This is a genomic window from Arthrobacter sp. 2RAF6 (assembly GCF_052115205.1).
In the GTDB taxonomy this organism is placed as follows: Bacteria; Actinomycetota; Actinomycetes; order Actinomycetales; family Micrococcaceae; genus Arthrobacter.
On record NZ_JBFRGF010000001.1, the window covers coordinates 1 to 21099 of the forward strand.

Sequence of the window (21099 nt, forward strand, 5' to 3'; positions counted from 1 at the left end):
CCATGACGCCGTCGGACTGGGACAGCGGCTTCGGCCGCTCGGTGGGGGTGTTCCTCAACGGTGACGGGATCCGCGGCCGGGACAACCAGGGGCGCCGCATTACGGACGTCAATTTCCTGCTCTACTTCAACGCCCACGACGACGAAGTCRRKTTCARGSTGCCCTCGGACGAATATGCGCCTGCGTGGGACATCATCATCGACACCGCCGGCGGCGGCGCCAACACCGAGCTCGTTCCGGCGGAAGCAGTCCTCGGTGTCGGGGCCAAATCGCTCGTGGTGTTGAGGGCACACAGCCTCCCGGACACGGAACCGGATCACTCCGTGGCCGCCTCCCTCGCCGCGCTGTCGCAGACAACCACCACCGAAACGGCTTCCCTGACCGCACCAGCCACGCCTGCACGCTCCACCCCGGCTCTCCGGGCTGTACCGGCGGCAGCGCCTGAGGCGGAGGAGCAGCCGGCCTCGGAGACCAAAGCCGCCCCCAAAACCAAACCTGCCGCTGCGCCGAAGAAGCCCAGGAAGCCACGCGCCCACAAGAACGGGGGATCATGAGGACACCCGTCTCCACCTACAGGCTTCAGATCAGGCCTTCGTTCACGCTCCAGGATGCGGCGGCCCTCATGGGTTATCTACGCGAGCTCGGGGTGGATTGGGTGTACCTGTCCCCCATCCTGACGGCGGAGGAGGGCTCGGACCACGGTTACGACGTCACCGACCCCTCCACCGTTGATGCTTCGCGCGGCGGCGCCGAAGGGCTCGTCGCACTCTCCAAGGCTGCACGGGAGGCCGGCCTCGGGGTCCTGGTGGATATCGTCCCGAATCACATGGGCGTTGCGTCGCCCCCGCAAAATGCCTGGTGGTGGTCCCTCCTCAAAGAGGGCAAGGCCTCCCGCTATGCGGAAGCGTTCGACGTCGACTGGGACTTCGGCGGCGGAAAGCTCCGGCTCCCGGTCCTCGGCAGTGACGCCGACGTCGACAAACTGGAAGTGGTCGACGGCGAATTGCGCTACTTCGACCACCGCTTCCCGCTGGCCGAAGGCAGCTACACCGCGGGTGAGAACGCCAGGGACGTCCATGCGCGCCAGCACTACGAGCTGGTCGGCTGGCGCCGGGCTGACGACGAGCTGAATTACCGCCGGTTCTTCGCGGTCAGCACGCTGGCCGGGATCCGTGTCGAAGTCCCCTGGGTTTTCGAGGAAGCCCACGCGGAGATTGCCCGATGGTTCCATGACGGGCTTGTGGACGGGCTGAGGATCGATCACCCGGACGGGCTCGCGGATCCTGCCGGGTACCTGGAGCGCCTCAAGGAAATCACGTCCGGCTCCTATCTGCTCGTCGAGAAGATCCTCGAGCCGGGGGAGGAGCTTCCGGAGAACTTCGATTGTGAGGGGACCACAGGCTACGACGCCCTCGCCGACGTCGACCGCCTTTTCGTGGATCCCGACGCCGAAGTGCAGCTTGACGCCTTGGATGCGAGGCTCCGGGGCGCCGGCTCGGCCGCCGATTACCAAGCCATGATCCACGGCACCAAGCGGCGTATCACGGACGGCATCCTGCACTCGGAAATCCTGCGGCTCGCGCGGCTCGTCGCGGAGTCTCCGGAGCTGTCCAATCCGGCGGTGGCCGACGCCCTCGCTGAAATCATCGCTTCGTTTCACGTCTACCGGAGCTATCTCCCGTATGGCAAAGACACCTTGGTAGATGCCGTTGAACGGGCGGCACGCAGCAGGCCGGAGTTGGCGCAGGTCCTCAAGGCGCTGCTTCCGCTGCTGCTCGACGCCGGCGGTGAACTGGGCCGCCGCTTCCAGCAGACATCCGGCATGGTCATGGCCAAGGGCGTGGAAGACACCGCGTTCTTCCGCTACACGCGCCTTGGCACGCTGACTGAAGTGGGAGCAGATCCCACGGAATTCGCCTTGTCCACGGCTGGATTCCACGAGCGCATGGCGCGTCGCCAGGCACTGCTGCCGCTGTCCATGACCACCCTGACCACACACGACACCAAGCGCAGCGAAGACACCCGGGCCAGGATCTCCGTTATCTCAGAGGCAGTCCCCGAATGGAAAGCGTTCGTGGATCGCATGCAGGAACTGGCGCCGATTCCCGACGGGCCACTCGCTGTCCTCGTCTGGCAAGCCATCGCGGGTGCCTGGCCGGCCAGCCGTGAACGCCTCCAGGGTTACGTCATCAAGGCGGCACGAGAAGCCGGCAACTCCACCAACTGGACCGAGCCGAACGAGGCCTTCGAAGCGAAGCTCGCCTCCGCCGTCGACGCCGTCTTCGACGTGCCGGAGGTGACGTCCGCTCTGGAGGAGTTCGTTGCCCTTGTAGACCCTTATGGGACGTCCAACTCACTGTCGGCAAAGATTGTCCAACTGACAATGCCGGGCATACCGGACGTCTACCAGGGCACCGAGTTTTGGGACCGTTCACTGACTGATCCCGACAACCGGCGCGCCGTCGACTTCGCACGGCGCAGGGCCGCTCTCGCAGCCCTCGACGCCGGTGTCCAGACTGAAGCGCCGGACGAATTGGCCAAGCTGCTGCTGACTTCCCGGGCACTGCGCTTGCGCCGGGACCGGCCGGAGCTTTTCCGTGGTTACAGTCCCATCGACGCCGAGGGTCCGGCAGCCGAACATCTGATCGCCTTCGACCGTGGCGCCTCTGCCGCCGGTGGCGGTGCCATCACTTTGGCCACCAGGCTTCCGCGGAAGCTTGAGCGAAACGGCGGGTGGCAGGACACTTTCATTCGTCCTGGGAGCGCGGTCCAGGATGAGCTCACAGGCAACAGCTACCCTTCGGGCGTGGTTGACCTCGCAAGGCTTCTGCAGAGATACCCGGTGGCCTTGCTCGTACCCATTGGCTAGCCAGAGCACCGACAACTGCGGGCAAACGAAGCCCGGACGAGACGATTGAGGGGGAGCGATGGCAGAGAAGTCCAGCGCGGGGAAACGGTTCGACGTGTGGGCCCCGTTTGCAGAGTCCGTGACTCTGCTCGCGGAGGGTCAGCACCACGAAATGCGGTCGCACGACTGCGGCGCCGCGGGCTGGTGGACGACGGACGTATCCCGGCGGGCAGGGACTGACTACGGCTATCTGGTGAACGGGGAGGGGCCATTTCCCGATCCGAGGTCTCAGCGGCAGCCCGACGGGGTCCATGCTCTCTCCCGCACCTTCGAGGCCTCGTCCTATGCGTGGAACGACGCGGATTGGGAGGGGCGCGGGCTCGGCGGCGCAGTCATTTATGAGCTTCACCTCGGTACCTTCACTCCGGAAGGCACACTGGACGCGGCCGCGGAAAAACTGGACTACCTTGTTGGACTGGGAATCGACTTCGTGGAGCTCCTGCCGGTCAATGCCTTCAACGGTCCCCACAACTGGGGCTATGACGGCGTGCTGTGGTTCGCCGTCCACGAGGCCTACGGGGGACCGGAAGCCTATCAACGATTTGTGGACGCCGCTCATGCTGCCGGACTAGGTGTGATCCAGGATGTGGTCTACAACCATCTGGGGCCCAGCGGGAACTACCTGCCGAAATTCGGCCCCTACCTGAAGTCCGGCGAAGGAAACACATGGGGCGACTCAGTGAATCTGGACGGCCCCGGCTCCGACGACGTCCGTCAGTACATCCTGGACAACGCCGCTATGTGGTTGAGCGACTTCCACGTGGACGGGCTGCGCCTCGACGCCGTACACGCCCTCCGCGATGAGCGGGCCGTCCATATCCTGGAAGACCTGGCCAGCCTCGCGGATGGCATCGAAGCCGAAACAGGCGTCCCCAAGACCTTGATCGCGGAATCGGACCTGAATAATCCGCGCCTCATCTACCGCCGGGACACCAATGGCTACGGCCTGGAAGGGCAGTGGAGCGACGACTTCCACCACGCAGTGCACGTGAACCTCACCGGGGAAACAGCTGGCTATTATGCGGATTTCGATTCCTTGGGCGCACTGGCAAAGGTGCTTGAACACGGTTTCTTCCACGACGGGAGCTACTCAAGCTTCCGCGGCAGGCATCATGGCCGCCCTATTCGGCCGGGGCTCGTTCACCCTGCCGCTTTGGTGGTCTGCAACCAAAACCACGATCAAATCGGCAACCGCGCCGCCGGCGACCGCTTGAGCGCGAGCCTGTCTTACGGAAGGCTGGCGCTTGCCGCCGTACTGACCATGACGTCGCCGTTCACCCCGATGCTCTTCATGGGCGAGGAATTCGGGGCGTCCACGCCTTGGCAGTTTTTCACATCGCATCCCGAGGAATGGCTCGCTGAGGCCACGGCAACGGGCCGGCTCAAGGAATTCGAACGGATGGGCTGGGACCCCGCGTTGGTACCCAACCCCCAGGACCCGGAGACGTTTGAACGCTCCAAGCTCAAGTGGGAGGAAGCGCATGACGGCGATCACGCCCGATTACTGGAACTTTACCGGGGATTGGCGAACCTCAGGCGCTCGACGCCGGAGCTCGCAGACGGCGGGTTCACTGACAGCCACGTCGACTTCAGCGACGAGGACAAATGGCTTGTTCTTAGCAGGGGCGCCGTGAGGGTTGCCTGCAACTTCGGGGACCGGACCCTGACGAAGGCCATGGATGGCGAAGTCTTGCTCGCCACTGACTCCGCGGCTGCCGTCGGGAACGGAAAGCTGACACTCCCGCGGGAGAGCGCCGCCGTCGTACGCCTTAAGTGACCGTACGCCTTAAGTGACCGTACGCCTTAAGTGACCGCGCGCCTTAAGTGATCGCGCCCACATGACGGACATCGGACTTCGAGGCTCGAAGGCGGTGGCAGGATGGTAGGTATGACTTATTCGGCTGCGGAAAACCGCTATGAAACCATGCCCTATCGCCGCGTCGGACGCAGCGGCCTCAAACTTCCCGCGATCTCGCTGGGACTATGGCACAACTTCGGCGACGACAAGCGTTTCGAAGAGCAGCGCGCCATCCTGCGCCGGGCCTTTGATCTGGGAGTCAACCACTTCGACCTTGCCAACAACTACGGCCCGCCGGACGGATCGGCTGAGACGAACTTCGGCCGCCACCTGAAGGACGACTTCAAGCCGTACCGCGACGAGCTCGTCATTTCGACCAAGGCCGGCTACTACATGTGGCCCGGTCCCTACGGAGAATGGGGCTCCCGCAAATACCTGCTCTCCAGCCTGGACCAGTCGCTTGAGCGCATGGGACTGGACTACGTGGACATCTTCTACAGCCACCGTCCCGATCCCGAAACCCCGCTGGAAGAAACCATGGGCGCCCTGGACCACGCAGTCCGTTCCGGCAAGGCGCTCTACGCAGGAATCTCTTCCTACACCCCGGAGCAGACCCTCGAGGCCGCACGGATTCTCAAGGAGATGGGCACGCCGCTTCTCATCCACCAGCCCAGCTATTCCATGCTCAACCGCTGGACCGAGAATGGTTCGCCCAACCTCTACGAAACGCTTGACCAGGTTGGCGCAGGATCCATCGCCTTCTCCCCGCTTGCGCAGGGGATGCTCACCAACCGGTACCTGAACGGCATCCCCGCGGACTCGCGCGCCGCCAAGGAACGGTTCTTGTCCGAATCAGCGCTGACCGAGGAAAAGCTGAACCGGGTACGTGGTTTGAATGCCATTGCCGAAGGACGCGGCCAGACCCTCGCCCAGATGGCTATCGCCTGGATCCTGCGCGATCAGCCCAAGGGTTCGCCTGTGACCTCGGCCCTGGTGGGCGCGTCAAGTGTCACGCAGCTGGAGGACACCGTGTCTGCGATCAACAACCTCGACTTCACGTCAGAGGAACTGACTGCGATCGACGAATTCGCCGTCGAATCCGACATCAATCTGTGGGCGCAGAAGTAGGTTCGGAAACTTAATACACTTACGGGGCCGGCTGGGAACAAAGCCGGCCCCGTTCGGGTTGGTTACAATGCAAAGAGCGCCGAATGGCGCTGTGCCTTTAAGACGCCGTCGTACATTCAGGTACGGACGCGCTAGGCACCTGAGGTTAGTTCTCAAAGGAGTTCCGTGTCTTCACATCCGATTCGTGTCGCCATTGTCGGCGTAGGTAACTGCGCTGCTTCGCTGGTCCAAGGTGTCCACTACTACCGCGATGCCGACCCCCAGGCCACGATTCCGGGTCTGATGCATGTTGAGTTCGGCAAGTACCACGTCAACGACGTCCAGTTCGTCGCTGCCTTCGACGTCGACAGCAAGAAGGTCGGCCTCGACCTCGCTGACGCCATCGGCGCCAGCGAGAACAACACCATCAAGATCGCCGATGTCCCCTCCACCGGTGTGACCGTGCAGCGCGGCCACACCCTGGACGGCCTGGGCAAGTACTACCGCGAGACCATCGTCGAGGCTCCGGAAGAGGCAGTGGACATCGTCGCCGCACTGCGCGAAGCCAAGGCCGACGTCATGGTCTGCTACCTGCCGGTCGGTTCCGAGGAGGCCGCGCACTTCTACGCGCAGTGCGCCATCGACGCCGGTGTTGCCTTCGTCAACGCCCTGCCGGTCTTCATTGCGGGCACCAAGGAATGGGCCGACAAGTTCACCGCGGCCGGCGTGCCGATCGTCGGCGATGACATCAAGAGCCAGATCGGCGCCACCATCACGCACCGTGTCATGGCCAAGCTCTTCGAAGACCGCGGCGTCACGCTGGACCGCACGTACCAGCTCAACGTCGGCGGCAACATGGACTTCAAGAACATGCTGGAGCGCGACCGCCTGGAATCCAAAAAGATCTCCAAGACCCAGGCCGTGACCTCCAACGTCGAGGCCAAGCTCCACGCCGACGACGTCCACATCGGCCCCTCCGACTACGTCGCCTGGCTCGATGACCGCAAATGGGCGTTCGTGCGCCTCGAAGGCCGTAACTTCGGCGACGCCCCTGTGTCGCTCGAGTACAAGCTTGAGGTCTGGGACTCCCCGAATTCCGCCGGCGTGATCATCGACGCCATCCGCGCCGCCAAGATCGGCCTGGACCGTGGCATCGGCGGCCCGCTGCTCTCCGCTTCCAGCTACTTCATGAAGTCCCCGCCGGAGCAGTTCAACGACGACCTCGCCCGCGAAAAGGTCGAGGCCTTCATCCGAGGCGACGTCGAGCGCTAACCCCGCTTCCTCCCTCCCGGACGCCCGCTCACTTATGTCGGGTTTTGGCCGGACGCCCGCTCACTTATGTCGGGTTTTGGCCGGACGCCCGCTCACTTACAAGTGGGCGGGCGTCTGTCGTCTACTACACGGCGCTTGCAAAGCCGGATGCGACGGCGGGATCGACCCACGCTGATCGCAGTGCCTTCTTGATCTTTTTGGTTGCCAGCTCGAAACCATCTGCCAAATCGTCCTTGCGAAAGACGAGGACCGTCCATCCGGCTGCTTCGAAGGCTTTGTTCCGGCGTCGATCGCTGAGTGTCTGGGCCTCCGCGAGGTGATGGCCGCCGTCGTACTGAATGGCGACCCGCCTTTGGCGGAACCCCAAATCCGCCGACGGCGAGAACGGATCGTCACTTCGCAACTTGAGTTGAAGTTCGGGTTCGGGGATTCCAGCGTCCAGCATAGCCAAGCGAAGCAGGGACTCAGGCGCGGAATCCGCGCCTACCCGCATCAGTTCGAGCGCCTGCCGGGCACGCACGACGCCTTGTAAATTTGGATGCCGGTCCACCAGGACACGCAGTTCTTCAAGGGTCGCGAACGGTGTGTCTCGTCCTTCCAGCGCCTGGCGGGGCACGCGAATCAGCTCGTCGCCCATACAGACGAGGTCGTTCAAAGGAAGCAGCCGGGCCATGTCCAGCCAAGTACGGGAGCGCGTGCTGATCCATATTCCATCTACGGATTCGACCTCGTTCACGGCCGTGATCACCCTATGCGCGATCACGCCTTTGCGGCGGGTTCCAGGCAACGATCGCGGCTTGCTGAGGTGCAGCTCCGTCGAATCGGCAAGCCACGGCGGAAGGCAGGAGCAACGAAGGCGCGCTGCCGTCACATGGGAGATCCAGGCCCCGGGAGTAGCCGCCGACAGCGCACGGGCGGCGGACTCAAGATCGAAGTCCCAGCCGATCGGACGGTAGAGGCTACGGCTGACGCGTTCGACGTCGGCGCGAAGGAGGCGGCTGCGCGGCACACCTTGGGCTTGGGCCTCGGCAAGCGTGAACGGTCCTGAAAGCAGTTCAGTGGGAAGGGCAAACTCGTTTCGCATACCCGCATTGTTGCTCAAATGGGAGGGTGCCTGCAGAAGTTATCCACAGGCTCGGGTTTCGGCTCTAGATCTTGTCGTCCTCGGGGGCCGTAGGTGAGCGAGCGTTTCCCGAAAGTGCCCTATAGGTGAGCGAGCGTTCTGCGAAAGTGCCACTTACGTGAGCGAGGGTTTCGTAAATATGGCATATACGTGAGCGAGCGTCAGAAGAGGCCCACCGGATTTCCGTGCTCATCGACATCCATTCGCATCGCGGCGGGCTCCTTGGGCAATCCGGGCATGGTCATGACTGCACCTGTCAATGCGACAATGAAGCCCGCCCCGGTCTTGGGAATCAGCTCGCGCACGTGCACCGTGAATCCCTTGGGGGCACCCAACTGGGATGCGTCGTCGGTGAATGAATATTGCGTCTTGGCCATGCAAACCGGCATTCCGCTCCAGCCGTTTCTCCGGATGTCCGCGAGGCGCCTGAGCGCGGGGACGGAAAATTCCACGCCGTCGGCGCCGTAGATTTCCTGCACGATCGTGCGGATCTTGTCCTCCACAGACAGGCTCAGAGGATACAAATGTCGGAAGTCCGACGGCGCTGCTGCCGCCACCGCCGCGGCGACCTTCGCCGCGAGCTCATCACCGCCGTCGCCCCCTCCACCGCGGCCCCAGACATCCGCGACCGCCGCCTGCACTCCCTCCTGGGCGCACCAAGCCAGCAGCCATTCGAGCTCTTCTGTTGTGTCCGATGCGAATCGATTGACTGCAACAACCGGTGCGACGCCAAACTTCTCGACGTTGTGCACATGCCGTTTCAAGTTCTCGACGCCGGCAGCGAGTGCCTCAACGTTCGGCTCCTTGAGAAGCTCCTTCGGGACGCCGCCCTGCATCTTCAGCGCCCTGATAGTCGCGACCACGACGACGGCGGACGGCGCCACGTCCGCGATGCGCGACTTGATGTCCATGTACTTTTCGGCCCCGAGGTCGGCGCCGAATCCCGCTTCCGTGACCACAATGTCCGCGAGCTGTTGGGCGGTTCGAGTGGCGATGAGCGAGTTACAGCCGTGCGCGATATTGGCGAACGGGCCGCCATGCACCAGAGCCGGGGTTCCCGCGATGGTCTGCACGAGATTCGGTTTAATGGCATCCTTCAGCAGCATGGTCAGTGCACCTTGGACACCGAGATCGGCCACCGTAACCGGCCGCCGATCATAGGTGTAACCGAAAGTGATGCGGCCGAGGCGCTCGCGGAGATTATCCAAGTCCGTCGCGAGGCAGAAGACGGCCATGATTTCGGAAGCCACGGTTATGTCGAAACCGTCCTGCCGCGGCACTCCTTGGGCAGGCCCGCCCAGGCCGATGATGACCTCGCGCAGCGAGCGGTCGTTCATATCGAGGACCCGTTTGAACGTCATGCGGCGTGGATCAATGTTGAGCTCGTTGCCTTGGAAGATGTGGTTGTCCACGAGCGCCATGAGAGCGTTATTGGCCGAAGTGATTGCGTGGAAGTCTCCGGTGAAATGCAGGTTGATCTCGTCCATGGGAAGAACCTGGGAGTAGCCGCCACCGGTCGCTCCGCCCTTCATGCCCAGGATCGGCCCGAGGGACGGTTCGCGCAACGCGATCATCACGCGGTGGCCGGCCCGTGCCAAGGAATCGGCAAGTCCTACCGTGGTTGTGGACTTTCCCTCACCCGCCGGCGTCGGGGACATGGCAGAGACGAGGACTATCTTGCCCGCGCGTTTGACGTCCGGGAGACGGAGCTTGGCGGGATCGATCTTCGCCTTGAACCGGCCGTACAGTTCCAACGCATCGACGTTGATCCCGGCACGCTCCGCGATCTCCTCGATGGGACGTATCGCTGCATTCCGGGCAATTTCAAGGTCGCTCAAGATTTTGTTTTCAGACATCCTTGTCCTCAACTCCGTGGGAACACTGTCCGCGACAATCTACCAGTCACGCCTTTATAGGTGAGCGGGCGTCGTCGGGAATGCCTTCATAGGTGAGCGAGCGTCGTCGGGAACGCCTTTATAGGTGAGCGGGCGTTTCCCGAAAGTGCCCTATAGGTGAGCGAGGGTCGTCGGGAATGCCTTCATAGTTGAGCGAGGGTCTAGCTTGGGCGGACGAGGACAGCACCGATGGCTGCGTGGTAGCTCTCAAGCGTGATGGCCGCGGTCCTCTGCCAGCCGAAGGCCTCCGCGTGCACGGCTGCGGCACGGCCCATGTCTTCGCGGGTGCGGGGATCGTCGTACAGGGCTTCGATGACGTCGGCCCAGCGGGAGGGATCGTGGCCGTCAACCAAAATACCCGTCCGTCCGTCGGCAACGGCGCGGGACAGGCCGCCCACGTTCGTAGCCACCACCGGAGTGCCGCAGGCCTGCGCCTCAAGGGCGACAAGCCCGAACGATTCGCTGAAGGATGGCATCACCACGACGTCAGCTGAACGGAACCAGCCCGCCAGCTTCGGCGCCTTGACCGGCGCACGGTGCGTTACGACGTCGTCGAGCCCTGCGGCCGTGATGAAGGACTGCAGATTGAAGTCCTTGGCGCCGCTCAAGGCGCCAAGGATGGTCAGCTCGAGATCGATGTCGGGCCGCCTCTTGCGGAGGATGCCAACAGCTTCGATAAAAACCTGCGGGCCCTTGAGCCGCTGGATGCGTCCGGCGAAGAGCAGATGGAAACTGACGGGCCGCACGCCAAGCTCGGCGCGGGAGCGGGCCCGGAAGGCTGGAGTGAACACGGTCAGGTCAACGCCGGGGGGAGCGATGTCGATGTGGTCGAAATCGGCGTTGTAGTGCGATACAAGCTCCTGGGCTTCGGCGGGAGTGTTGGCCACGAGGCGCGTGGCTCCATCCACGATCCTCTGTTCGCCGTCTTCGCGCAGTCGCGGTTCGGGTCGCTCGCCCGATTCGAGCACCAGGTTTTTGACCTTCGCCATCGTGTGCATCGTGTGGATCAGCGGCACGTTCCACAATGCGGAGAGTTCAAGGCCGGCCACGCCGGACACCCAGTAGTGCGAATGGATGGCGTCGTAACGGCCGTGCGGTTGCCGCTGCCGGATTTTCTCGATTTCGGAAACCATGGTGTGGAGGAGCTCGGGAAGTTCCTCCTTGGGCAATTTGCGGGGCGGGCCTGCCAGGACGTTATGGACGCAGACTCCGGGACCGGGATGCTCGACGGCGGGCTGCCCGGCGGACGTCGAACGCGTGAAGATCTCTACCTCCACGCCAAGATCCGCCAACGCCATGGCCAGCGCCCGGACGTAGACATTCATGCCGCCGGCGTCGCCCGACCCCGGCTGCTCCATGGGGGAAGTGTGGAGTGACAGGAAGGCCACGCGACGGATCAGCGACACCGCTACCTCCTGTATCCAACGCAATTCAACAAGTACCGCAAAGTGAAAATCCTCTGCGTCCCAGCGAAAACACTACTCCTGACCTCCCTGGCATTGCAGCCGGCCCAATAGGCACATCAGTTCAGGCCGGGCTGATACCGTAACGGACGTGAGCCACTCAAACAGCGAAGCAGGAACGTCGGCGGCCGTTAGCTATGAGATCCGGCCCGCCCGGGCAAGCGACTGGCCCGGGATCTGGGCAGTCCTGGAACCGGTGATCCGGGCAGGGGAGACCTTCACCTGGGACCGCGACACTTCCGAAGAAGCTGCCCGCAGCAAATGGTTCAAGGAAGCGCCCGGCCTGACCTTTGTGGCAGTGCGCGACGGCGAAGTGCTGGGTACCGGTGAACTACACGCCAACCAGGGCGGTGGCGGAAGCCATGTGGCCAACGCCGGCTACATGGTCCATGCTGATCACGGCGGGCAGGGAATCGCCCGAGCACTTTGTGCCTATTCCTTGGTGGCCGCCCGGGAAGGCGGGTTCAAGGCGATGCAGTTCAACGCCGTCGTCGAAAGCAACGTCCGCGCGGTGGGCCTGTGGCAGTCCCTGGGCTTCCGCATCCTGGCGACTATCCCCGAGGCCTTCCAGCATCCGAGCCTTGGCTATGTGGGGCTGCACGTCATGTATCAGGAGCTGTAAAAGCTATGCACAATCGTGGCCGCGGCGTAGTCTGCCGTGCATGGACGCAACGCCCAGGGCACGATTCGACCCCCTTGCCGCTATCCGAGGGGATGTGCTGCTGGACGGGGCCGATTCAGGCTGCGATCTCCTGCTGACAGGCACCGTGTTCCAGGACATTATCTTTACCGGACTGGACCGCAGCCCTGAACCAGGGACCGAAGTGTGGAGCCAAGGCATGGGGACCTGCCCCGGCGGCGTGGCCAACCAAGCCATCGCGGCTGCCCGGCTCGGGCTGCGGACCAGCCTCGCCGCGGCGTTCGGCGATGACGGGTACGGGGACTTCAACTGGCGGATCCTGGAAAGCCAAGAGCACGTGGACCTCTCCCTGTCCAGGCGGTTCGAGGGCTGGCATTCCCCGGTCACCGTCTCCTTGTGCGTCGATCAGGATCGTTCCATGGTCACTCACGGACACCCCTCGCCCATGAGCGCTTCTGAACTGATTGGCGATCCGCCCAAGGCCCTCGCCGCCGTCGCGGATCTCGGCGAGGAGCCGGAGCCCTGGATGCTGGCGGCGAGGAAAGCCGGCGTCAAACTCTTTGGCGATGCCGGATGGGATCCGACTGGAGAGTGGTCGTCGAAGCGGCTGGACCAGCTCAGCAATTTCCACGCCTTCATGCCGAACCAACGGGAAGCAATGGCCTTCACCGGCAAGGACAACCCCTGGTCTGCGCTCTACACGCTCGCCGACCGCGTTCCGGTGGCTGTGGTGACGCTGGGAGCGCAGGGAGCCATGGCCGTGGATTCCGAAACCGGCGAGGAGGAATGGGTGCCGTCCCTTCCCGTGACGGCATACGACCCCACGGGAGCCGGCGACTGCTTCGGTGCGGCGTTTGTTGTGGGCTGTCTGGCCGGATGGCCTTTGGGAGACCGGCTCCGTTTTGCCAATCTTTGCGCCTCGCTGGCGGTGCAGGAAGTGGGTGGCTCGCTTGCTGCGCCTGGTTGGGGAGACATTGCCGATTGGTGGCAGCGAGCCAACGCCCGGAGGGAGCGGCAGTCCAGCCAGTGGCTCAAGCGGTTCGCGTTCCTCGAGGACATTGTGGCGGATGTCCCTCCCGGGGCCCAACGTCGTGCAACAGCCACCATCGCCCACAACTCGGACGCCTGAGAGGGTTCACCCCAGTCAATCCGCCCACCCCCAGTCAACCCGCACGCCGTCGCGGCACTAGAATCGTGAGGGTGACTTACGAAGCAGCTGCCAGTTTCGAACCCTCGACGAAATCGGGTTCGGCAACGGTCCTCGAACGATCAGCCGTCATCGACTTGGACGCCATCCGGCACAACGTACGCCAATTCGTGGCTATCGCCTCGCCCGCGAACGTCATGGCCGTGGTCAAGGCCGACGCCTATGGGCACGGTGCGGTGCAGGTGGCGCGGGCAGCCCTTGAAGCCGGCGCCCGATGGCTTGGCGTTGCCCATATTTCGGAGGCTTTGGCGCTGCGCGCTGCTGGAATTGACGCCCCCATGCTCGCCTGGTTGCACACCACCCAAAGCAATTTCCAGGCGGCAGTTGCCGCGGGCGTCGACGTCGGGATATCCGGCTGGGAGCTGGACGCGGTGGTCGCCGCGGCACGCGAACAGGAACGACCGGCCCGCATCCACCTCAAGGTGGACACCGGCCTGGGGCGCAACGGCTCCACCATCGCCCAATGGGACAAATTGGTGGGCCAGGCCATGGAGTACCAGGACGAGGGCCTCCTGCGCGTGGTGGGTATCTTCTCGCACTTGGCCGTGGCGGATGAACCGCACCGTCCCGAGACCGATGAGCAGTTGGCAGCCTTCCGGGAAGCAATTGCCGTGGCCGAGGACGCCGGAGTGGACACCGAAGTCCGGCATCTGGCCAACACTCCCGCCACGCTTTCGCGCCCGGATGCCCACTTCGACCTCGTCCGCGTGGGGCTCGGGCTTTACGGACTGTCCCCTTTCGAAGGACAAAACTCCGCGGAACTTGGTCTCCGCCCTGCCATGACAGTGCGCACCCTCATTTCCAATTGCAAGCGGGTGCCCGAAGGCCAGGGGGTGTCCTATGGACTCAACTACCGGACGTCCAGCGAGAGTGCCTTGGGCCTGATCCCGCTCGGATACGCCGACGGCGTGCCGCGCGTCGCCACCGGCGCACCGGTGCGGGTCAACGGAGTCAACTACCCCGTTGTGGGCCGGATCGCCATGGACCAGATGGTCATCGACCTTGGGAACGCTGTGACGGACGAGGCCGGCTGGCTGGGTGCCGAAGCCGTCATGTTTGGTGACGGCGCCGACGGCGGCCCGACGGCGGACGACTGGGCCGCCGCCGCGGGGACCAACAACTATGAGATTGTCACCCGGATCAGCCCGCGCGTCCCGCGCATCTACATCAACGAGAACCCGGGGGCGGATGCCCGGTGAGCGGGGCCCCGATTGACAAGTCCCCGTTGAGTGAGGCCTTGTGGGAGCGGACCATCAAGGTCGCGACGGCGGAGCAGACGCACGCCTTGGGCTCGGCGCTTGCCGGGGTCCTTGAGCCGGGTGACCTGCTGGTCCTGACCGGCGAACTCGGTGCCGGCAAGACCACTTTCACCCAGGGTCTCGGCGAGGGACTGGGTGTCCGTGCCGGCGTCATCTCGCCCACGTTTGTCCTGGTGCGCATCCACCCCAACCTGCCGGACGGACTGCGCCCGGGCGGCCCAGATCTGGTCCACGTTGATGCTTACCGGCTGGCGTCCGCAGCGGAAATCGACGACATCGACCTCGAAAACACCATGGACAACTCCGTGACAGTGGTCGAGTGGGGGCGCGAGCGCGTGGAACACCTTTCGGATAGTCGCCTGGACATCGAGATGCACCGGACGGTGGGCGGCGCGGAGAGGGCGGCACCCCGCCCGGAAGCTGGCCAGGATGCCGTGTTGGATTTCGACCCGGAGGACGACGACGAACCCCGCACCATCGTTTTCCGCGGCTTTGGCCCTCGTTGGAGCGCCGTGCCCGAAATACTGGAGGAGGACGCCTGATGCTGATCTTGGCCATTGATACTTCGGCCGTGGCGAGTGCGGCGCTCATCTCGGACGTTGCCATGGAGGGCGTGGTGGAGTCCTTCGCCACGGAGGACACCCGCAGCCATGCCGAGGTCCTGGCGCCCGGCATTGAGAAGCTTCTTGCCGATGCCGGAGTAAGCGGCGCGGACATCGACCTCATCGTCACCGGTGTTGGCCCTGGGCCGTTTACGGGCCTTCGTTCAGGGATTGCAACCGCCCGTACTTTGGCATTTGCCTGGAACAAACCTCTTTTCGGTCTCATGAGCCTGCATGCGATCGCTTTGGAAGTGGCCGGGTCAACGGAGGCGCAGGCCGAGTTTCTCGTGGCCACGGATGCCCGTCGCAAGGAGGTCTACTGGGCGCGCTACACGCTCAATGATGGCCAGCTACCGCAGCTCGTGGACGGTCCGCACGTCGGGTTCGCCTCGGAGTTGCCCGGTCTCCCGGTCTTCGGTGCCGGCGGCGGCATCTACGCGGACGTCGTCAACGCTAACGAAGAATTCAGCACCACCCAGCCCGACGCGGCCTCGCTGGGCCAGTTCGCCATGGCCCTCTTGGCGGCCGGCGCGGAACTGCCGGATTCCACTCCGCTGTATCTGCGGGAATCCGACGCGCAAGTACCCGGCCCTAGAAAGCGTGCCCTGTGAACCCCTCGTACCAGTTCAAGCTCGACGGCGTGACCTTGCGGGACATGACCGCCGACGACGTCACCGTCGTCGAGGTACTTGAACGTCGGCTCTTCCCGGCGGACGCGTGGCCGATGCAGATGTTCTTCGATGAACTTGCCCAGGTTGATACCCGCCGCTATGTGGTGGCCGAAGCCGACGGGCAGATTGTGGCCTACGCAGGGCTCATGTGCATCGAGCCGATCGCGGACGTGCAGACGATCGCCGTCGTGCCCGAATTCGAAGGCAGGGGAATCGGCTCCGCGATCCTCACGGAACTGATCGAAGAGGCCCGGCGGCGCGGCGCCGTGGAAGTGCTCCTGGAGGTCCGTGCCGACAATCCACGGGCGCAGGCACTCTACGTGCGGTTCGGCTTCGAGCAGATCCACGTCCGTCGGCGGTACTACCGCGACGGCACGGACGCCCTCATCATGAGGCTGACATTGACTGAAGGAACACCGGCATGAACCCACCCGGCCCCATGAACCCGCCCAGCCCCGCCCAGCCGCTCGTCCTGGGGATCGAGTCTTCCTGCGACGAAACCGGCGTCGGGATTGTCCGGGGCACCACCCTGCTGACCAACACGGTCTCCTCTTCGATGGATGAGCATGTCCGTTTTGGCGGCGTCATTCCTGAGATCGCTTCCCGTGCGCACTTGGACGCCTTCGTACCCACGCTGCAGGAGGCCTTGCACGAGGCCGGAGTGACACTGCAAGACATCGACGCCATCGCCGTGACCTCCGGACCTGGCTTGGCCGGCGCGCTCATGGTGGGTGTCTGCGCGGCCAAAGCCCTCTCTGTTGCCACGGGCAAGCCGCTCTACGCGATCAACCACTTGGTGGCGCATGTCGGCGTCGGGCTCCTTGACGGCGCCGCTGCCGGCACCCGGGGCGGCGCAGCGGGACTCGGTTCCGGCGGTCGGCTGCCGGAAAATCTCGGTGCGTTGCTGGTTTCCGGCGGACATACGGAAATCCTGCGCATCCGCAGCATCACCGACGACGTCGAGATGCTCGGCTCCACCATCGACGACGCCGCCGGCGAGGCTTACGACAAAGTGGCGAGGCTCCTGGGCCTTGGCTACCCGGGCGGACCGGCCATCGACAAACTCGCCAAGCAAGGAAACGCCAAGGCGATCCGCTTCCCGCGCGGCCTGACGCAACCCAAGTACATGGGGACCGCGGAGGAGCCGGGACCCCATCGCTACGATTGGTCCTTCAGCGGGCTCAAGACCGCCGTCGCGCGCTGCGTTGAACAGTTCGAAGCGCGCGGTGAGGACGTTCCGGTTGCCGATATCGCCGCTGCATTCCAGGAAGCTGTGGTGGATGTCATCACCTCTAAGGCTGTGCTGGCCTGCAAGGAGAACGGGATCAAGGATCTCCTGCTGGGCGGCGGAGTCGCAGCCAACTCCCGGCTCCGTGAGCTGACAGGCCAACGCTGCGAAGCGGCGGGGATCACCCTGCATGTGCCGCCGCTGGCACTGTGCACCGACAACGGCGCCATGGTGGCAGCCTTGGGCTCGCAGCTCATCATGGCGGGAATCGGCCCGAGCGGCGTCGCCTTCGCTCCCGATTCCTCCCTGCCGGTGACGACGGTTTCGGTATAGGCGCGGGAACCCGGCGGGAGGCTAGACGGTCAGAGGCTAGGCGGTCGGAACGGACCGCATTTGCTGTACGAGATCCTGGACGACCGCGTGAAGATCGCCGTCGTGCTGGGCTGCGACGCGGCGCTGGCGCTGGTAGCCGGCTCCGCGGGCAATGATCTTTTCGACGTCGGCCAGTTCCGCCGAGCACCCGAGCTTCTCAGCGACAGGAGCCAAGCGCAGCAGCGTTTCCTTCAGGTGCTCAGTGACGAGCTGCTCATTGCCCTCGGCGTCGAGGATGATGATCGCTTCCATTCCGTAACGGGCGGCGCGCCACTTGTTTTCCTGGATATGCCATGGCGGCATGGTCGGAATGCTGCCGCCGTTGTCCAGGATCGTGGAGAACTCGTCCACGAGGCATTGGGTCAGGGCTGCAACAGCACCGACTTCCTCGAGGGTGGCCAGGCCGTCGCAAATGCGCATCTCGATAGTGCCCAAGTTCGGCACGGGCCGGATGTCCCAGCGGATTTCAGACAGGGTGTCGATCACTCCGGTAGTGAACATGTCCTGGACATAGGACTCGTATTCGGCCCAGCTGGGGAACTGGAAAGGCAATCCGGCCGTGGGCAGCTGCTGGAACATGAGGGCGCGTTGTGACGCATAGCCAGTGTCTTCGCCACCCCAGAACGGGCTCGAAGCGGACAACGCCTGGAAATGGGGGAAATAGTTGACCAGCCCATCGAGGATGGGAAGCGCCTTGTCCCTGCGGTCCAGACCGACGTGGACGTGGACTCCGTAGATGACCATTTGCCGTCCCCACCATTGGGTGCGGTCGATCAGCTTGGCATAGCGTTCTTTGTCCGAGACCGGCTGGAGCTGCGGCGGGCTGAAAGGATGGCTTCCCGCGCAGAAAAGCTCGACGCCCATGGGGTCGGTGACTTCCCTGACGGCTTTCAGCGAGCGGGCCAGGTCTTCCTTGGCTTCCTTGACGGTGTTGCACACGCCCGTGACAAGTTCCACGGTATTCAGGAGCAATTCCCGCTTGATGTGCGGATGCTCGTCGTCTTCGTTCAAGTCGGGATGCCGCGATGCCACCCCCCGCAGGACCTCATTCGCCACCGAGACCAATTCGCCGGTGCGTGCATTGACGAGCGCAAGCTCCCATTCCACTCCCAGGGTCGACTGCCTGGATGAAGCGAAATCAATCTGCACGTGGGTCCCCTCGGTATTTGCCAAAAATGCCCTGAGCAACGCCCGCCGTGGGGCCGTCAGCGGTTGGCTCAAGTCTAATGCAGGGGCGGTACGGTACCGCATGGGGGAATCCTGAGGAAAACGAGTCCGTTTGCTAATGAGAATGATTTGCATCTATGCTGGTTGGTATGCATCTTTCTGTTGTCAGCTCACTGGACAGCCAATGCCGCGAGGCAGCCACCACCAGGCTTGGGCGGACCCACCGTGATTCGGTGGTGGTCCTGCACGACCTTCTGGACGGGTCCATTGTCCTGCGAAGAATCTTCCGCAATGGCGAACTGGTGGAGCAAGCGCAAACCGCTTTGGAGCACGGCTGCCTCAGCTGCACGGTTCGCCTCGATGTTGTCCCGACGGCGGAACGCCTCGCCGTCTCAGGCCATGACCACATCGTCCTGGGCCTGCCGCCGGGTGTCTCCGTGGACATGGCGGTGGCCGAACTCAAACGGGGGCTTGAGCGGCCTGCCGTCATCGACAACGCCGTGTTGGCGATCGATCCTTCCGGGCTGGAAGACCATATCTGGGACAAACACACGCTGTATGAATCCGGGTTTACGGCCATGCCCGAGGATGAGCGCACCAGTGGAGAATTTCTCATCGGGGAATTGAGCCACGCGGATACTGTCATGGTGCACGCCGGTCTTGGGGCAGAGCTCACGGGCTTGCGCCCGGACTCAAGCGAGGCTTGGTCCCAAGGCCTGGAACTGCTTGGGCAGCTTGCTCCGCACGCCGCCGTTTCCGCGAGCGACGACGACTTCCGGCCCGGCTGCTACGACGGCGCCGAGGCTCTCGCGAGAGTCCGTCGTGGCTCCGTGAGGGTGCCGCTTGAGGAGGAGTCGGGGAGTTTCCGGACCGTGCTCCACAAAGTGGAGCGTCCGCTTCATCCGGGGCGCTTCCAGGAGGCGCTCCCCAAGTTGGCCGAGGGATGCCACTGGATGCGGGGCCGCTTGTGGATTGCCTCGGCGGCCAAGGTCCGGATCGCGGTGCAGGGAATCGGGCCACGCGTGTGGCTCGAAAGTACAGGCGAGTGGCTTGCGGACGCCGGCACCGGCCCTGTCCTCGACGGCAAAGCCTTGCAACAAGGAAAGGGACTGCCCGACGTCGACGCCGTCCTCGACTGGCATCCCCGCTTCGGCGACCGGGGGACCGTGCTGGCCGTGACCGGACGAGGGGAGGACCTCGACGCCGCAGAAATCCGGGCCCTGCTGGACGGATGCGCGCTGAGCGAAGCGGAGATGAGGCTCGGCTTCGTTGGACTTGAGGATCCTTTTGAACTCGAATCCACGCTTTAGCCGAGCTCGAGCCTCGGTGGAACAAAGCCCCGATAAAACAAGTCAAAACCCGAGAAGGAGAACCCCATGAAAGTCAGGAATTCGCTGCGTGCCCTCAAGAAGATCCCCGGCGCGCAAGTTGTCCGCCGGCGCGGCCGCACCTTTGTCATCAACAAGCTGAATCCTCGCTTCAAGGCGCGCCAAGGCTAGCTCCCCGTCTAGGCTGGGCAGAGAACCCGCTACGCGAAGGAAACCCCGTTATGCCGATCCTCAATAAAGACATGACGCTCTGCATTTCTCTCTCTGCCCGGCCGAGCAATAACGGAACGCGTTTCCACAACTTCCTCTATGAGGCGCTCGGCCTGAACTGGATCTACAAGGCCTTCGCTCCTACCGACCTCCCGAACGCGATCGCCGGTGTTCGCGGCCTGGACATCCGCGGCTGCGCCGTCTCGATGCCGTACAAGGAAGACGTCATCGCCCTCGTCGACCGCATGGACGCTTCGGCGGCTGCTATCGACTCGGTCAACACGATCGTGAACGACGCCGGCGTGCTGACGGCGTACAACACGGACTACACCGCGATCGCCCAGTTGATCGAGCGCAACGCTATCGACCCGGCGTCGTCGGTGCTGCTCCGAGGTTCCGGCGGCATGGCCAAGGCCGCCGCGGCTGCCTTCCGCGACACCGGATTCTCGCGCGTTACCGTGGTTGCCCGGAACGAAAAGCTCGGGCAGTCCCTTGCCGGGCTCTATGGCTTCGGCTGGCAGGCCGAAGTAGGGGAGTCGACGGCGGACGTGCTCGTCAACGTCACACCGATCGGCATGGCCGGCGGACCTGACTCCGGCTCGCTGTCCTTCCCCGAAGCGGCGGTGGCGGCCGCGCACGTGGTGTTCGACGTCGTCGCCCTCCCTGCAGAGACGCCGCTCATCAAGGCCGGCCGTGCGGCAGGAAAGACCGTGATCAGCGGCGCTGAAGTGGCCACCATCCAGGCACTCGAACAGTTCGTGCTCTACACGGGCATCACGCCGACACCGGAGCAAGTGGCCGCGGCCGAGGAGTTCACGCGCGCACAATAGGGCGCCGCGGTTCAGGGAC

General features: G+C 64.0%; 18 protein-coding genes and 1 pseudogene. 15 read left to right on the forward strand and 4 right to left on the reverse strand.

Annotated elements, in window-relative coordinates; translation table 11 throughout:
• The 5 genes and pseudogenes from AB4Z38_RS00005 to AB4Z38_RS00025 all read left to right on the forward strand — a co-directional run.
• Window positions 1–554: pseudogene (locus AB4Z38_RS00005) on the forward strand (glycogen debranching enzyme); the annotation flags it as partial.
• Window positions 551–2869, forward strand: coding sequence for a malto-oligosyltrehalose synthase (gene treY / locus AB4Z38_RS00010; RefSeq protein WP_441427820.1), 2319 nt, complete (start codon window positions 551–553; stop codon window positions 2867–2869). The pseudogene AB4Z38_RS00005 and the gene treY, both read left to right, overlap by 4 nt.
• 58 nt (window positions 2870–2927) lie before the next feature.
• Window positions 2928–4685, forward strand: coding sequence for a malto-oligosyltrehalose trehalohydrolase (gene treZ / locus AB4Z38_RS00015; protein ID WP_441427821.1), 1758 nt, complete (start codon window positions 2928–2930; stop codon window positions 4683–4685).
• A 111-nt stretch (window positions 4686–4796) separates the two neighbouring features.
• Window positions 4797–5834 carry an L-glyceraldehyde 3-phosphate reductase gene (gene mgrA, locus AB4Z38_RS00020; protein WP_441427822.1) on the forward strand — a complete coding sequence of 346 codons (1038 nt, stop codon included), beginning with the start codon at window positions 4797–4799 and terminating at the stop codon, window positions 5832–5834.
• A 165-nt stretch (window positions 5835–5999) separates the two neighbouring features.
• Window positions 6000–7085 (forward strand): inositol-3-phosphate synthase, encoded by a 1086-nt coding sequence (locus tag AB4Z38_RS00025; protein ID WP_441427823.1) that lies wholly within the window; start codon window positions 6000–6002, stop codon window positions 7083–7085.
• 124 nt (window positions 7086–7209) lie between these two features.
• Here the strand turns inward: AB4Z38_RS00025 and AB4Z38_RS00030 are convergent, their stop codons facing one another.
• The 3 genes from AB4Z38_RS00030 to mshA all read right to left on the reverse strand — a co-directional run bounded on the left by AB4Z38_RS00030 (window position 7210) and on the right by mshA (window position 11509).
• Window positions 7210–8169 (reverse strand): DUF559 domain-containing protein, encoded by a 960-nt coding sequence (locus AB4Z38_RS00030; RefSeq protein WP_441427824.1) that lies wholly within the window; start codon window positions 8167–8169, stop codon window positions 7210–7212.
• 200 nt (window positions 8170–8369) lie between these two features.
• The gene (locus AB4Z38_RS00035) at window positions 8370–10064 is read right to left on the reverse strand and encodes a formate--tetrahydrofolate ligase (RefSeq protein ID WP_441427825.1); all 1695 of its coding nucleotides are present in this window, start codon (window positions 10062–10064) and stop codon (window positions 8370–8372) included.
• Window positions 10065–10264: 200 nt separating this feature from the next.
• Window positions 10265–11509: a D-inositol-3-phosphate glycosyltransferase gene (mshA, locus tag AB4Z38_RS00040; RefSeq protein WP_441427826.1), complete on the reverse strand. Its 1245-nt coding sequence runs from the start codon at window positions 11507–11509 to the stop codon at window positions 10265–10267.
• A 148-nt stretch (window positions 11510–11657) separates the two neighbouring features.
• Between mshA and AB4Z38_RS00045 the strand changes: the two genes are divergently transcribed.
• From AB4Z38_RS00045 to tsaD, 7 genes are all read left to right on the forward strand, one after another.
• On the forward strand, window positions 11658–12188 hold the full coding sequence (locus tag AB4Z38_RS00045) for a GNAT family N-acetyltransferase (RefSeq protein WP_441427827.1): 531 nt from the start codon (window positions 11658–11660) through the stop codon (window positions 12186–12188).
• Window positions 12189–12228: 40 nt separating this feature from the next.
• The gene (locus AB4Z38_RS00050) at window positions 12229–13335 is read left to right on the forward strand and encodes a carbohydrate kinase family protein (protein WP_441427828.1); all 1107 of its coding nucleotides are present in this window, start codon (window positions 12229–12231) and stop codon (window positions 13333–13335) included.
• A 71-nt stretch (window positions 13336–13406) separates the two neighbouring features.
• Window positions 13407–14612 carry an alanine racemase gene (gene alr, locus AB4Z38_RS00055; protein ID WP_441427829.1) on the forward strand — a complete coding sequence of 402 codons (1206 nt, stop codon included), beginning with the start codon at window positions 13407–13409 and terminating at the stop codon, window positions 14610–14612.
• Between the two features lie 26 nt (window positions 14613–14638).
• On the forward strand, window positions 14639–15214 hold the full coding sequence (gene tsaE, locus AB4Z38_RS00060) for a tRNA (adenosine(37)-N6)-threonylcarbamoyltransferase complex ATPase subunit type 1 TsaE (protein ID WP_441428057.1): 576 nt from the start codon (window positions 14639–14641) through the stop codon (window positions 15212–15214).
• Window positions 15214–15885 carry a tRNA (adenosine(37)-N6)-threonylcarbamoyltransferase complex dimerization subunit type 1 TsaB gene (gene tsaB / locus AB4Z38_RS00065; RefSeq protein WP_441427830.1) on the forward strand — a complete coding sequence of 224 codons (672 nt, stop codon included), beginning with the start codon at window positions 15214–15216 and terminating at the stop codon, window positions 15883–15885. The genes tsaE and tsaB overlap by 1 nt, the downstream gene beginning before the upstream one ends.
• Window positions 15886–15929: 44 nt before the next feature.
• Window positions 15930–16370, forward strand: coding sequence for a ribosomal protein S18-alanine N-acetyltransferase (gene rimI / locus AB4Z38_RS00070; RefSeq protein ID WP_441428058.1), 441 nt, complete (start codon window positions 15930–15932; stop codon window positions 16368–16370).
• Entirely contained in the window at window positions 16367–17506 is a 1140-nt protein-coding gene (gene tsaD, locus AB4Z38_RS00075) for a tRNA (adenosine(37)-N6)-threonylcarbamoyltransferase complex transferase subunit TsaD (protein WP_441427831.1), read from the forward strand. Before rimI ends, tsaD begins: the two co-directional genes overlap by 4 nt.
• Window positions 17507–17542: 36 nt before the next feature.
• Here tsaD and AB4Z38_RS00080 read toward each other — a convergent pair whose 3' ends face one another.
• Entirely contained in the window at window positions 17543–18694 is a 1152-nt protein-coding gene (locus AB4Z38_RS00080; RefSeq protein WP_441427832.1) for a glutamate--cysteine ligase, read from the reverse strand.
• Window positions 18695–18861: 167 nt separating this feature from the next.
• Here AB4Z38_RS00080 and AB4Z38_RS00085 point away from each other — a divergent pair, with 167 nt between their 5' ends.
• From AB4Z38_RS00085 to AB4Z38_RS00095, 3 genes are all read left to right on the forward strand, one after another.
• Window positions 18862–20022, forward strand: coding sequence for a GTP-binding protein (locus AB4Z38_RS00085; protein WP_441427833.1), 1161 nt, complete (start codon window positions 18862–18864; stop codon window positions 20020–20022).
• 66 nt (window positions 20023–20088) lie between these two features.
• Window positions 20089–20211 (forward strand): type B 50S ribosomal protein L36, encoded by a 123-nt coding sequence (ykgO, locus tag AB4Z38_RS00090; protein WP_184740519.1) that lies wholly within the window; start codon window positions 20089–20091, stop codon window positions 20209–20211.
• Window positions 20212–20261: 50 nt separating this feature from the next.
• Window positions 20262–21080, forward strand: a complete 819-nt coding sequence (locus AB4Z38_RS00095; RefSeq protein WP_441427834.1) for a shikimate 5-dehydrogenase — start codon at window positions 20262–20264, stop codon at window positions 21078–21080.
• The last annotated feature ends 19 nt before the right edge of the window (window positions 21081–21099 follow it).

What these genes read in the sequence shown, in the direction of transcription:
- treY (WP_441427820.1), top strand. Translation starts at nt 551, where the DNA reads ATGAGGACACCCGTCTCCACCTACAGGCTTCAGATCAGGCCTTCGTTC.
- treZ (WP_441427821.1), top strand. Translation starts at nt 2,928, where the DNA reads ATGGCAGAGAAGTCCAGCGCGGGGAAACGGTTCGACGTGTGGGCCCCG.
- mgrA (WP_441427822.1), top strand. Translation starts at nt 4,797, where the DNA reads ATGACTTATTCGGCTGCGGAAAACCGCTATGAAACCATGCCCTATCGC.
- AB4Z38_RS00030 (WP_441427824.1), bottom strand. Translation starts at nt 8,169, where the DNA reads ATGCGAAACGAGTTTGCCCTTCCCACTGAACTGCTTTCAGGACCGTTC.
- AB4Z38_RS00035 (WP_441427825.1), bottom strand. Translation starts at nt 10,064, where the DNA reads ATGTCTGAAAACAAAATCTTGAGCGACCTTGAAATTGCCCGGAATGCA.
- AB4Z38_RS00050 (WP_441427828.1), top strand. Translation starts at nt 12,229, where the DNA reads ATGGACGCAACGCCCAGGGCACGATTCGACCCCCTTGCCGCTATCCGA.
- tsaB (WP_441427830.1), top strand. Translation starts at nt 15,214, where the DNA reads ATGCTGATCTTGGCCATTGATACTTCGGCCGTGGCGAGTGCGGCGCTC.
- rimI (WP_441428058.1), top strand. Translation starts at nt 15,930, where the DNA reads ATGACCGCCGACGACGTCACCGTCGTCGAGGTACTTGAACGTCGGCTC.
- tsaD (WP_441427831.1), top strand. Translation starts at nt 16,367, where the DNA reads ATGAACCCACCCGGCCCCATGAACCCGCCCAGCCCCGCCCAGCCGCTC.
- AB4Z38_RS00085 (WP_441427833.1), top strand. Translation starts at nt 18,862, where the DNA reads ATGCATCTTTCTGTTGTCAGCTCACTGGACAGCCAATGCCGCGAGGCA.
- ykgO (WP_184740519.1), top strand. Translation starts at nt 20,089, where the DNA reads ATGAAAGTCAGGAATTCGCTGCGTGCCCTCAAGAAGATCCCCGGCGCG.
- AB4Z38_RS00095 (WP_441427834.1), top strand. Translation starts at nt 20,262, where the DNA reads ATGCCGATCCTCAATAAAGACATGACGCTCTGCATTTCTCTCTCTGCC.